This is a genomic window from Bacillus sp. YP1 (assembly GCF_000877815.1).
GTDB lineage: Bacteria > Bacillota > Bacilli > Bacillales > Bacillaceae > Bacillus > Bacillus subtilis.
On sequence record NZ_CP010014.1, the window covers coordinates 632,489 to 646,185 of the forward strand.

General features: G+C 45.3%; 10 protein-coding genes. All 10 read left to right on the forward strand.

Annotation, left to right across the window (positions count from 1 at the left end; translation table 11 throughout):
• Nucleotides 1–13 precede the first annotated feature (13 nt).
• Nucleotides 14–1,597 carry a PTS maltose transporter subunit IIBC gene (gene malP / locus QF06_RS02970; protein ID WP_043940075.1) on the forward strand — a complete coding sequence of 528 codons (1,584 nt, stop codon included), beginning with the start codon at nucleotides 14–16 and terminating at the stop codon, nucleotides 1,595–1,597.
• A gap of 123 nt (nucleotides 1,598–1,720) precedes the next feature.
• The gene (locus QF06_RS02975; RefSeq protein ID WP_043940076.1) at nucleotides 1,721–4,054 is read left to right on the forward strand and encodes a peptidase G2 autoproteolytic cleavage domain-containing protein; all 2,334 of its coding nucleotides are present in this window, start codon (nucleotides 1,721–1,723) and stop codon (nucleotides 4,052–4,054) included.
• 414 nt (nucleotides 4,055–4,468) lie between these two features.
• Complete coding sequence (locus QF06_RS02980; protein ID WP_041851165.1) at nucleotides 4,469–6,190, forward strand: ABC transporter ATP-binding protein; 1,722 nt, start codon at nucleotides 4,469–4,471, stop codon at nucleotides 6,188–6,190.
• Nucleotides 6,184–7,998, forward strand: a complete 1,815-nt coding sequence (locus QF06_RS02985) for an ABC transporter ATP-binding protein (protein WP_041851164.1) — start codon at nucleotides 6,184–6,186, stop codon at nucleotides 7,996–7,998. The genes QF06_RS02980 and QF06_RS02985 overlap by 7 nt, the downstream gene beginning before the upstream one ends.
• A gap of 153 nt (nucleotides 7,999–8,151) precedes the next feature.
• Nucleotides 8,152–8,556 (forward strand): DoxX family oxidoreductase CatD, encoded by a 405-nt coding sequence (gene catD, locus QF06_RS02990; protein ID WP_041851163.1) that lies wholly within the window; start codon nucleotides 8,152–8,154, stop codon nucleotides 8,554–8,556.
• 17 nt (nucleotides 8,557–8,573) lie between these two features.
• Entirely contained in the window at nucleotides 8,574–9,431 is an 858-nt protein-coding gene (catE, locus tag QF06_RS02995; protein WP_043940077.1) for a catechol 2,3-dioxygenase, read from the forward strand.
• A gap of 117 nt (nucleotides 9,432–9,548) precedes the next feature.
• Nucleotides 9,549–10,751 (forward strand): sensor histidine kinase, encoded by a 1,203-nt coding sequence (locus tag QF06_RS03000; RefSeq protein ID WP_021481181.1) that lies wholly within the window; start codon nucleotides 9,549–9,551, stop codon nucleotides 10,749–10,751.
• Entirely contained in the window at nucleotides 10,748–11,410 is a 663-nt protein-coding gene (gene lnrK, locus QF06_RS03005) for a two-component system response regulator LnrK (RefSeq protein WP_032726622.1), read from the forward strand. The genes QF06_RS03000 and lnrK overlap by 4 nt, the downstream gene beginning before the upstream one ends.
• Nucleotides 11,411–11,552: 142 nt before the next feature.
• Nucleotides 11,553–12,488: a linearmycin resistance ATP-binding protein LnrL gene (lnrL, locus tag QF06_RS03010; RefSeq protein WP_041851158.1), complete on the forward strand. Its 936-nt coding sequence runs from the start codon at nucleotides 11,553–11,555 to the stop codon at nucleotides 12,486–12,488.
• A 12-nt stretch (nucleotides 12,489–12,500) separates the two neighbouring features.
• Nucleotides 12,501–13,688, forward strand: coding sequence for a linearmycin resistance permease LnrM (gene lnrM / locus QF06_RS03015; RefSeq protein WP_043940079.1), 1,188 nt, complete (start codon nucleotides 12,501–12,503; stop codon nucleotides 13,686–13,688).
• Nucleotides 13,689–13,697 lie beyond the last annotated feature (9 nt).

The window sequence follows — 13,697 nt, forward strand, 5'->3', positions numbered from 1 at the left end:
AGGGGGTTCTGGTATGATGCAAAAAATTCAGCGCTTTGGAAGCGCGATGTTTGTGCCTGTTTTATTATTCGCGTTCGCCGGCATTATCGTCGGTATCAGCACGCTCTTTAAAAATAAAACCCTCATGGGACCGCTCGCCGATCCTGACGGTTTTTGGTATCAGTGCTGGTATATCATTGAGCAGGGCGGCTGGACTGTCTTTAACCAAATGCCGCTCTTATTCGCCATTGGCATCCCGGTTGCTTTGGCGAAGAAAGCTCAGGCACGCGCTTGTTTGGAAGCGCTTACCGTCTACCTGACATTCAACTATTTTGTCAGCGCGATATTGACGGTATGGGGAGGAGCATTTGGCGTCGACATGAATCAAGAGGTCGGCGGAACGAGCGGGTTAACGATGATTGCGGGCATAAAAACGCTCGATACCAACATTATCGGAGCCATCTTTATTTCTTCGATTGTCGTCTTTTTGCATAATCGCTATTTTGATAAAAAACTGCCCGATTTTCTCGGCATCTTTCAAGGCTCAACATATATCGTGATGATTTCCTTCTTTATTATGATCCCAATTGCCTTGGCTGTGTCTTATATTTGGCCGATGGTTCAATCGGGAATCGGCTCGCTTCAAAGCTTCCTGGTTGCTTCTGGGGCGGTGGGCGTTTGGATATACACGTTTTTGGAACGGATTTTAATTCCGACCGGCCTTCATCACTTTATTTACACGCCGTTTATTTATGGCCCGGCTGTAGCGGAAGGCGGGATCGTCACGTATTGGGCACAGCATCTTGGCGAATATTCGCAAAGCGCCAAACCGCTGAAGGAGCTCTTTCCGCAAGGCGGATTCGCGCTTCACGGCAACTCGAAAATCTTCGGTATTCCGGGTATCGCCCTGGCTTTTTATGTGACAGCCAAAAAGGAAAAGAAAAAACTCGTCGCAGGGTTGCTGATTCCTGTCACACTGACAGCGATTGTCGCCGGTATTACAGAGCCAATTGAGTTTACGTTCTTATTCATTTCACCTTTCTTATTTGCGGTTCACGCCGTGCTTGCCGCCACAATGTCGACAGTTATGTATATGGCCGGCGTCGTCGGAAATATGGGAGGCGGGCTGATTGAGGCGGTGACCTTGAACTGGATTCCGCTCTTTGGCAGCCACGGTATGACATATGTGTATCAAATTTTGATCGGGCTCTCGTTTACAGCAATTTATTTTTTTGTCTTCAGATTTTTAATCCTCAAATTCAATATCGCTACACCAGGACGGGAAAAGGATGAACAGCAGGAAACAAAGCTATATTCGAAAAAGGAATACAGAGAACGAAAAAACAAGGATGAAACGGCCTCCGCTGCTGAAACGGCTGATGACACCGCTTTTCTGTATATTGAAGCGCTGGGCGGAAAAGACAACATCACTGAAGTCACAAACTGCGCCACCCGCCTCAGAGTCAGTGTCAAGGATGAAACAAAGGTTGAACCCGACAGCGTATTCCGCGCGCTTGGCGCACACGGCGTTGTCAGGAACGGGAAGGCGTTTCAGGTGATTATCGGATTAAGCGTACCGCAGATGCGGGAGCGTGTGGAAAAAATACTAAATGAATAGGTGAAATTATTTGATCAGTGCGCTGTTTAAAGACAGCGCTTTTTTGTTTGTCATACGTTTGCCACTTATAAGTGCAAGGGATGTTATGTTTCTTAAAAATTGAAACCAATAGGGGGAGTAAAAATGGAAAATTATACAACGTTTTTAGGTCTTTACAAACCTGAAAGCACTGAAAGTATTGAAATTGATTCCAAGCTTGCCGAGAATTTCGAAACGATTGATAGTAAAATTGGGATTGCATTAAGTAATGGAATAACAACTTTTGAAAACTTAAATGAAAGACTCAAAATGTATGAGAACAGATTTGAGTACCTTGATGAACGAAACGTAATGGATTATGGAGCTAAAGGAGACGGGGTCACAGATGATACGCAAGCATTTCATGATGCGATGGCCGAAGGTGGCTATCTCATAAAAGTCCCTGCAGGCGTATTTAGGGTATCTGGCTTGCTCGTTCCTTCGAATACAATGCTGGTTGGAGCGGGTAAAAAAAGGACCATCATCAAGTTATTAGACGATACGCCAGTTGGTCACTCTGTACTCACCAATAGTGATCATACAAATGGTAATGAAAATATCTACATTGGACATTTGACACTGGACTGGAATAAAGATACGCGTCCTGCTGGATGGAAGATCCCTAAGGGGCCCACTTCAAGCTGCTTGCTTTTTGCAAATGTGGATTACTCTTTTGTAGAGCATGTTTTTGCAAAAAATGCCGGCCTTCACGGGTTTGATGCTACAAGCCCTAATTATAACAGACACGGAGAAAATGATGATCCTACCTTTTATCAGCCTGGTGGCTGCAACTTTGTAACCTTCTCATATTGCGAAGCAACAGGCTCTGGCGATGATAATTTCACATGTCACTTTGGAAAGCATACGACTTTCAGTCATTGTCTTTCTTACCATCCGATGGGGTTAAATGATGGGTCTTCAAATACAAACTGTTTTGAAATCGATGATGGCTCTCAGGATGTAATGGTTGATAGCTGCATCGCAATTGGAGGAGTTCGAGGATTTGAAATTAAAGCTCATGATTATGCTCCGGCCGCAAAAAGAGTTCAACTTGTGAACTGCCGCGCCTATGAAAATGCAATTAGTTTTTGCATTCGGCATATAGGACACCACACAGCAAGTGATCCTCAATCAGCATCAGCTCATGACGTTCAGCTGGCTAACTGTATCGCATATAACCCTAAGCCGAGTGATCTGTACAAAGGGGCAGGGCCGAATGCATTGCAAATTTCAGGTTACGATGGCGTCAATGTGGTTAATTTTCATGCTATATGCGATGATTCCTCCATTAACTATAAGGGAAATTCAGTCGTAAGCGTGTATTATAAAGGGCGTCTAATCAATTTAAAGAATATAACGATTCGAGGATTTAAAACTGCTGATAATGATCTTTATATTGTAGGTGGCGACAATTCCGTCGGCAAGGTAATGATTGATGGTGTGACATTGATCGATTCAGCCGAAAAGGGTGTTGTTTTTGGGAGCGGTATGTACGAGTCTGTAGTTAGTAATGTATGGGGGCAAAGATCGCCTAAAAATAACAGTGGTACAGTTGGGATTTTTTCTGTTGACCCTGATCTTAATGTTTCTAATTGTGACTTTTCAGGCTACGAAACAGATTTTAAGATTGGCGGCGTTGTGACGCCGTACTTTTTGTTTAAACATAAAGGAAGCGGGATTATTGGCTCTCGTGATTCCCACGCTACTGGAAATAATAATTTTGTAGCTGGATCTGTTCGAAGCAGAGCAACTGGGGCTGCTCAATCTTCTGTGATAGCCTCATATAATACGATCAATCCGAACTCAGACTCAGTTGCTCTAGGATGGGCAAGTGGGAGCACACCATCCTCATCAAACAGAAAGATAGAATTTCATGCAAAAGATGGAACGATTAAGGCTTCAGGAAGCATAAAAAGTTCCCAAACGTTCTCGGATTACGCTGAATATTTTGAGAGCCTAAGCGGTGAAAAAATTCCGGCAGGAACCCTAGTTACATTGGAGGGTGATAAAATTAGACCTGCAAAAAAAGGTGACTTTATGCTTGGAGTTATTTCTGAAACAGCTGGTGTGATACTTGGTGAGTCAAGCTTCCATTGGTCTGGAAGATACCTGAAGAATGATTTTGGCGGGTATATTTATGAAAAACAGAAAGGTGCCAATGGCCAAATCGTCATGGCGCCTATGGAAAACCCTGATTATAAGCCAGATAAGAACTATGCCTCTAGGGAAGAGAGGGATGAATGGAATGTTGTGGGCCTTGTAGGACAGGTTTATGTAAGATGCGACAGCACAGTAGAAGCCGGAGACTTTATTCAAGCGCATAACAACGGAATTGCTACAAAAACGGTATCTCCTAAACAAAGGTGGCAGGTCATGAGAGTCATCAAAGAGTTCGACAAAAGTAAGGGATATGGAGTGGTTTTAGTTTTTATTCGGTAACATTAAAATGTACAGATTCTAAATAGAGTGCTTAACAATGCACTCTATTTAGAGTTTTAATTAGATTTTAGAAATTTTTCACCGCATTTTTATGAGATTATATTCCTCGCAAAAAGGTCTTCATTTTAAAATTTATCTTTTTCATTATTCCTACGGTTCCAGCAATCTTCCTAATTTATCTAAGTCTATCCAGCACCTCAACTTGAGTAGAGTAAAATCTTTGATATTTTTTAATGAACGCAGATCAGCAGTGAATAGCTCTCGAATAAAAGATAAAGTGATTTTGGTTATAGATAAATTCAGTGCTTTTCTATGCTTTCATAACACTTCATGACAGTAAAATTCTTTCATCAAGCCCTATAAACAATTAAAATAAAAAGTACATATTGCTAAAAGGGGTTTGGAGGCTTTTACATGCAAAAGGCTTTGTCGTTTTTAAAACCACATTCATTGCTGGCGGGAATTGCTCTGATTCTTATGCTGACGGAGCTTGCAGTTGAACTGATGCAGCCTTTATTGATTGCAAAAATCATCGACGATGGGATATTGAAGCAAGATCTGCGGCATGTATGGATATGGGGCACGGTCATGATCGGGCTGACCGTGTTATCCTTTGCGGCGGGGATGCTGAATTCCTTTTATGCCGCCCATGTCAGCCAAAGCTTTTCCTATGATACGAGAAAAGGGCTTTTTCAAAAAATCCAGTCCTTCTCCTATTCCACATTTGGACAGTTTTCGTCCTCTTCTTATATTACAAGGCTGACAAACGACGTCACACAGGTTCAAAATATGATTTTTATGAGTTTGCGGTTTATGCTGCGGGCTCCCTTAATGATTGCAGGCGGCATTGTGCTGTCGCTTGCCGTTAATGTGAAACTCGGCTTTTTTCTGCTTGTGACCATTCCGATCCTGATCTTGTTTTTGCTATGGGTATTAAGGAAAGGCGGGGCACTGTTCCGCTCAGTGCAGAAAAGGCTGGATCAAGTGAACACCATCATGCAGGAAAATTTAATTGCAATCAAGCTGATCAAAGCGCTGCTTCGCGGCAGCCACGAAGTCAAACGATTTATCAAAGCCAACACAAGGCTGATGGAAAAAACGGTTTCGGCCTTTCAGCTTGTGGAATTCACGATGCCTGTACTGATGCTTTTGATGAATCTCTGCATCCTTTTGATTTTGTGGGCGGGGTCCTACAGTATTACGAGCGGAAGCACTCAGGTTGGCGATGTTGTTGCGATAATTAACTACGCAACACGAATTACAGGCGCGCTTTCGATGTTTCCGTTTTTGATTATGATTTTCACCAGGGCGAAGGCTTCAGGGGATAGAATTGGCGAGGTGCTTGAAACAGAAGGCGACGAGCGGGAGGAAGGCATCATATCTGATCGTTTGTCAGGACGGATGGAGTTTCAGCATGTATCCTTTCGCTATCCTGAAATGGACAGAGAAGCGCTCAGGAATGTCTCATTTTCCGCAAAGCCAAGAGAAACGATCGCGATTCTCGGTGCGACGGGCTCGGGCAAGTCCACGCTTTTTCAGCTCATTCCGCGGCTTTATCAGCCGGATTCAGGCCGCATTTACATAGATGAAAAGCCGGTTCAAGATATTCCGGCTGAAGGGCTGCGCAGGCAAATTGGATATGTACCGCAGGAAGTCCTCTTGTTTTCCGGCACAATCAAAGAAAACATCGCTTGGGGCAAAGAAAATGCTTCACTAGATGAAATAATGGATGCGGCCAAACATGCGCAAATTCATGAAACGATTTTGAAGCTCCCAAATGGATATGACACAGTTTTGGGACAAAGAGGCGTCAACCTGTCCGGCGGCCAAAAACAGCGAATTTCCATTGCGCGGGCACTGATTCGAAAACCGGCTATCCTTCTATTAGATGACAGCACAAGCGCGCTTGATCTGCAAACGGAGGCGAAGCTGCTTGAAGCAATCAGCACATACCATTGCACAACTTTGATCATTACACAAAAAATAACCACGGCGATGAAAGCTGATCAGATTTTGCTGCTTGAGGACGGCGAACTGATTGAAAAAGGCACTCACAGTGAGCTGCTTTCTGAATCTCAGTTATACAAGCGCATTTACGAGTCACAATTCGGAAGGGAGGGGAGCGAGTCATGCTAAAAGACATCCGCAAGCCTTTCCAATATCCCAAACTGCCAATTGACAAAAAAGAAGGCGCGAAAAAGCGGGCGAAAGCAAAGGATACAAAGGGCACACTGAGACGAATCTGGTCTTACTTGGCTGAAAGAAAAGGACTGCTCATACTTGTCATGCTGATGGTTGTCATCAGCGCCATATTCGGGCTCCTTGGTCCCTTTGTGATCGGAAAGGCCATCGACCATTTTATCGTCGGGAAAACGGTCAGCGGCTTGATTCCTTTTTTGCTTCTTCTGCTCGCTATCTATATCATTCAGTCCCTGTCGCTTTGGTTTCAAAACTATTGGATGATTACGATCTCGCAGGGCACGGTTTTCAGAATGAGAAGCGAATTGTTCACCCATCTGCATGAGCTGCCGATTCCATTTTTTGATAAACAGCGGCACGGCGAGCTGATGAGCCGGGTGACGAATGACATCGAAAATGTCAGTTCTACCTTAAACACGTCAGTCATTCAAATTTTGTCAAGTGTGATCACCTTTGTCGGGACGATTGCGGTGATGCTGTACATGAGCCCGCTCCTTACATTGATTACGCTGACCATTATTCCGGTGATGGCAGCGAGCCTGAAATGGATCACCAACCGAACGGGAAAGCTGTTTAAAGAACAGCAGAAAAACCTTGGTGATCTGAATGGGTATATTGAGGAATCTGTTTCAGGCGCAAAGGTCATCAAAGCATATTCACGTGAGAAGCAGATTACTGCTGAATTTCTCGAAAAAAACGCTGCACTCAAGACGTCGGGCTTTTGGGCGCAGACGATTTCCGGGTTTATCCCGAAGGTCATGAACTCTTTGAATAACTTAAGCTTTACAATGATAGCGGCAATCGGCGGTTTGTTTGCGCTGAAAGGCTGGATCTCGATCGGCTCCATCGTCGTCTTTGCCGAGTATTCAAGACAATTTACACGCCCTTTAAACGATCTGGCCAACCAGTTTAATACGATGCTGTCCGCAATCGCCGGCGCTGAACGGGTGTTTGACGTGCTTGATGAAAAAGAAGAGCGCGAGGATGAAGAGAACGCCGTGCATCAGCCCATCCAAACAGGCAGCATTGAATTCCGCGATGTGTCCTTCGGTTACGATAAAGGGCAGCAGACACTGAAGCATTTACAGTTTACCGTGCCTGCGGGGCAGTCCATCGCGTTTGTCGGACCGACGGGGGCGGGGAAGACAACCGTCACTAACCTTATCGCCCGTTTTTACGAGCCTAACGATGGAAAAATTTTAATCGACGGTATAGATATTAAAACCCTTACTAGAGCAAGCCTCAGAAAAAACATGGGGTTTGTTCTTCAGGATTCTTTCTTATTTCAGGGAACGATCAGAGAAAACATTCGCTACGGCAGGCTCGATGCTTCTGATCAGGAAGTCGAAGCCGCTGCAAAAACAGCGAATGCCCATAGTTTTATTGAAAGGCTACCAAAAGGGTATGACACCGTGCTGACGCAAAACGGTTCGGGCATCAGTCAAGGACAGAAGCAGTTGATTTCTATAGCGAGGGCGGTGCTTGCCGATCCGGTTCTTCTCATTTTGGATGAAGCGACAAGCAACATTGATACCGTTACAGAAGTCAACATTCAAGAAGCGCTCGCCCGTTTAATGGAAGGAAGAACAAGCGTCATCATTGCCCACAGGCTGAACACCATTCAAAGAGCGGACCAGATTGTGGTGCTAAAAGATGGTGAAATGATTGAAAAAGGCAGCCATGACGAGCTGATTCGGCAAAAAGGATTTTACAGTGACTTATATGAAAGCCAATTTGAGAAATAGACCTTTGTCCTGCACAGAGGTCTTTTTTGTTACAGTTTTATAGTACTTTTATTTCATTTTCGTAAAATGTAACGAAATTACTTGACGTAAACAAGTTATGTATATATACTAGCTTACATTAAGTAAGTGATAACTTTTATCAAGGAGGATAAAATGAATAAATCATTTGAAATTGGCACATTACTTTTAAGGCTTATTACAGGTATTATCTTTTTTGTTCACGGTTTATCAAAGTTTCAGGGAATGGAGGGCACCATCCAATTTTTCGGCAGCATAGGCCTTCCAAGCTTTATGGCGTATGTCATCGCAGCGATTGAACTCATTGGCGGAGTGCTTGTCTTCTTCGGATTGGCTACACGTATTGTCGGTGTACTGTTCGCTCTTACACTGATCGGCGCCATCATCACTGTTAAGCTGAAAGTGCCATTCATGGGCAATGCAGAATTTGATTACCTTCTGCTTTTGACATCCATTCACCTGGCGCTTACTGGAAGTCGATTCCTGGCGCTGGACCCATTTGTGTTTAAAGGAAAAAAGAACGGAAACGTTTCAGCATAAGAAAAGAGGCATGCAGCATGACCAGCATTCATGAGGATACACACATTGGCTATGCCAAACTCACAATTCGCAGTCTGGAGCGTTCGCTTCAGTTCTACTGTAACGTCATCGGTTTTCAAGTCTTAAAAAAGACGGATCGCCAAGCTGAATTAACGGCTGACGGGAAACGCGTACTTCTTATTCTTGAAGAAAATCCGAGCGCTGTCGTCTTGCCTGAACGGTCTGTGACAGGCCTTTATCACTTTGCGATTCTTCTTCCGGACAGGAAGGAACTTGGGATCGCGCTCGCCCGCCTGATTGAACACGGCATTGCTATCGGGCATGGAGACCATGCTGTCAGCGAAGCGCTCTACCTGTCTGATCCTGACGGAAACGGCATTGAAATGTATGCTGACCGCCCCCGCAGCACGTGGCAGCGTGATCTGGAAGGCAACTACGTCATGACGACAACCGCTGTTGACATTGAAGGCCTTCTGGAAGAGGCAGAAGATGAGCGGAAAACATCGCTTCCGAACGATACAATCATCGGACACATTCATCTGCATGTCAGTGATTTGAAAGAAGCAAAGGCGTTTTACACAGATGTACTGGGCTTTGACATTGTCGGAAACTATGCGGGCATGTCCGCCCTCTTCGTTTCAGCCGGGGGGTACCACCATCATATCGGCTTAAACATTTGGGCGGGAAGAAATGCGCCGCCTAAACCGACAAATGCCAGCGGACTAGACTATTACACTGTTGTCCTGCCTCACCAAGAGGAGCTGGTTTTAGTGGCGAACCGAGTCAAACATGCCGGGTATTCGATTGAAGAGACGGAAAACAGTTTTCGTGTGAAAGACCCTGTTTCCGGCGCCTATATTACATTTGTGATTTAACTGCAATCCCCTTGCCGAAAAAACGGCAGGGGGATTTTTTATTTTCCAGAAACTCCTGTCAAAAATGCCCTCAGGCAGGTATGATAAGAAGGGAATTGGGTATCGGGAGTGATGAGCGTGAAGGCTCTTTTTTTTACTAGGATTTTCACCTTAATGGTAAGCTGTTCGGTTTATTTTTTTCTTGTAGAGGATGACAGCTGGTTTGAGTATTTGTTCATCGCTGGCGGTGCGAGTGTATTCTTAGCAAATCATCTCTTATTAAGGGTACAGAAATATGCAATTATTTTTTGTCTAATTGATATTGCAGTTGGCTTTTCGTTCGGTTTCATGTTTCCGGGTACAGGTTTATATATTACATTGCTCAGCCCGGTTGCTGTTACCTTTTTTCTGAAGGGATTTGACCGAAAAACGGTATGGTCTGTCCTGTGTTTTTGTTTTATGATGTGGCTGATTGTTCTATTACGCACATATCATATGCTTGGTGATGAATATGTGATGGATCATTGCATCAGCATGACATTCGTTGTCTTCTGCGGTGTCGTGGGCAAATTAATCCGCAAGCTGTTGGAGGCTCAGGATACGGCAAAACAGCAGTTTCAGGAACTGACGGAGTCCCATCTGGCGCTGTCTGCCGCACATCAGGAGCTCCATTTATATGCGAAGCAAGTTGAAGAGCTGACTGCCATTTACGAGCGGAACAGAATGGCGCGGGAAATCCATGATACAGTGGGGCATAAAATGACGGCCCTTCTTGTCCAGCTGCAGCTTTTGCGTGAATGGCAAAAAAGAGACAGCCAAAAAGCGGATGAGACAGTAGGTGTCTGTGAAACACTTGCCCGTGAAGCGCTTGATGATGTCCGCTTATCAGTACGCACTCTGCAAACTGAAAACGATCCTTCGCTAATCGAATCGCTGAAACAGCTGACAGAGGACTTTTGCAAAAATGCAGGAGTCACAACAGAATTTGCGGTCAGCGGCGATCCTGCAATCATCCCGCTGTCTCTTCATCCGACCCTGATCAGAACGGTGCAGGAAGCACTGACCAATGCCAAACGGCACGGCGGCGCCACAGCTTGTTCGATACAGCTTGCCTGCACAACGGACAGCATCAGCCTTGTCATTAAGGATGACGGCAAAGGCAATCCCGAGGCAGCACTTGGTTTTGGCCTCTTGAATATGAAAAAGCGGGCAGCGGAACATGGCGGAATGATCCGCTTTGAAAGCGAACAGGATCAAGGATTTACTGTGAATGCAGAATTTTCACTTGCCAATAAAAAATGGAGCTTCAGGCCCGTGCAGCAAAAGGAGAGTTTATCATGATTAAGATCATCATTACCGACGATCAGGATATCGTCAGAGAAGGGCTGGCATCCCTGCTCCAGCTCCGAGAAGAGCTCGATGTGATCGCAACGGCGCGAAACGGACAGGAAGCATTCGAAAAGGCGAAAGAGCTGGAGCCGGATATCGTATTAATGGACATCCGCATGCCGGTTTCCAACGGGGTGGAGGGAACAAAATTAATCACAAGCTCGCTGCCCGGTGTAAAGGTTTTGATGCTGACAACCTTTAAGGATTCAGCGCTGATTGCTGAAGCGCTTGAAGAAGGAGCAAGCGGGTACCTGCTGAAGGATATGTCGGCAGATACGATTGTAAAAGCGGTGATGACTGTTCATTCTGGCGGAATGGTGCTTCCGCCGGAATTGACTGCCCAAATGCTGAATGAATGGAAGCGTGAAAAACAGCTGAAAGGAATAAATGAGATAGAAAAACCTAAGGAGCTGCTCGGCCTGACCGAGCGCGAAATCGAAGTTCTGGCTGAGCTGGGGTACGGGCTGAATAACAAAGAAATTGCCGAAAAGCTTTACATTACAGAAGGCACAGTCAAAAACCACGTTTCAAATATTATCAGCAAGCTGGCTGTCAGGGACAGAACCCAAGCCGCCATTTACTCGGTCAGATATGGTGTATCTGTCTTTTGACATATGACGTTTTGCATATACGCTTCTCTGAAAAGGCCTTTTACAGGCCTTTTTTTCATGCCCTATGTTCTATCTGCCGCTACATGCCGCACGCCTTTCCTTCTTCTACAATGGCAATGGATCAAAAAAGGAGTGAGACGACGTGCTGCAAGCAGAAAATATCAAAAAGGCATATGGGAAAAAAACAATCGTGAAAGGTATTTCTTTTTCCCTCCAAAAGGGGGAGTCGTTCGGTCTGCTCGGGCCAAACGGTGCGGGGAAGTCCACAACCATCTCGATGATTTCCGGCCTTGTGCCGCATGACAGCGGGAACATCACGGTGGGCGGCTATGTCATCGGAAAAGAAACGGCCAAAGCGAAACAAAAAATCGGCATTGTTCCGCAGGAAATTGCATTATATCCGACGCTGACGGCTCATGAGAATCTTATGTTTTGGGGGAAAATGTACGGACTTACGCATGGTGAGGCCAAAAAAAGATCGGCAGAGGTCCTTGAATATGTCGGTCTGGCTGAGCGGGCTAAAGATAAGATTGAAACATTCTCCGGGGGGATGAAACGAAGAATCAACATCGGTGCGGCTTTAATGCATAAGCCCGAGCTGCTGATTATGGATGAACCTACTGTCGGTATTGACCCTCAATCGAGAAATCACATTTTAGAAACGGTTAAACAGCTCAACGAAACGGGCATGACGGTGATCTATACGAGTCATTACATGGAAGAAGTTGAGTTTTTATGCGACAGGATCGGGATAATTGATCAGGGGGAAATGATTGCGATTGGCACAAAAACTGATTTGTGCAGCCGCCTTGGGGGCGATACCATCATTCAGCTCACGGTCAGCGGGATCGATGAAGCGTTTCTTTTGGCGATCCGTTCCCTGGCTCATGTGAATGATGTAACAGTCCAAGAGTCAGAGCTCAAAATTGACATTTCTGCGGCCCATCATGAGAAAGTCGTCACAAGTCTGCTTGCTGAAGCCGCTGCTCATCATATAAGCCTGCTGTCTCTTCAGGTGCAGGAACCGAATCTGGAGCGACTGTTTCTGAATCTGACCGGCCGCACGTTGCGGGATTGATGAGGGACGGCCATGAAAAAAAGCATATGGATCGCATGGAAAGATGTGAAAATCAGAATCACGGACAGAAAAGGGTTTATGATGCTTATCCTAATGCCGCTCATCCTAACCTGTATTTTAGGCGCAGCGCTCGGATCAGTTGTTGACGGAGGCAGCCGGATTGATGACATCAAAGTCGGCTACATTCAATCAGACCAGTCAGATGCAGCAAACATGTTTACAAAAGATGTTCTCAAAAAAATGAAGTCGATAAAGGTCACAAAAGCCGGCAGCGAAGACAAGATGAAAAAACTGCTTGATGAAAAGAAAATCGATGTAGGTATCGTCATCCCCAAAAATTGGGAAGCCGGCAAAACCTCAGCTGTTGTTTATGCCGCTCCTGATCAAACATTGAAAACTTCCATCATCGAAACAGCTGCAAGCTCTTTTATAGAGCAATATAAAGCGGTAAAGGAAGCCGCGTCAGCCTCAATGGACTACATCAGCAAAACGGAAGCTGTAAAGCAAGGAAAACTTGACCCTGCACAGTTTGCAGAAAAGCTGGTAAAGACGCTTGAAAAAGAAACAGGTGACAAGCTGACTATTGCAGAAAAATCTGTCGGCAGCAAGGCCGTTACCAGTTTTCAATACTATTCGGCGGCAATGCTTTGCATGTTTATGCTGTTTCATATGACAGTCGGGGCGAAATCGTTTTTACAGGAAAAGGATACGGAGACGCTTGCCAGAATGCTGATGACGCCTGCGCAAAAATCCGTCATTCTCTTCGGAAAATGGTTTGGGACGTATCTGTTTGCCATCATACAATTTTTCATATTTCTGATCGTCACAATCAATGTATTTGGTGTGGACTGGGGCGGTAATCTGCTTTTCGTGAGTGTACTCGGGCTTTCTTACGCCGCAGCTGTATCTGGTATTTCAATGCTGCTCTCGTGCATCAGCGATATGAAAACTGCAGATGCGATAGGCGGCTTCGGCATTCAATTGCTTGCGGTTCTCGGCGGGTCCATGCTGCCGCTGTACCAATTTCCGGACGTCTTGCAGTCTGTATCCAAAGCGGTGCCAAATCGCTGGGCGCTTGACGGCTTTCTTTCTTTAATGGAAGGGGGAGGCTGGGCTGACCTTCAAAAGCCTGTGCTTCTTTTTGCGGCGATCGGCTTTTGTTCACTTGTAATTGGTATCAGACGGCTTCATACAAGATAAGGAGGTACA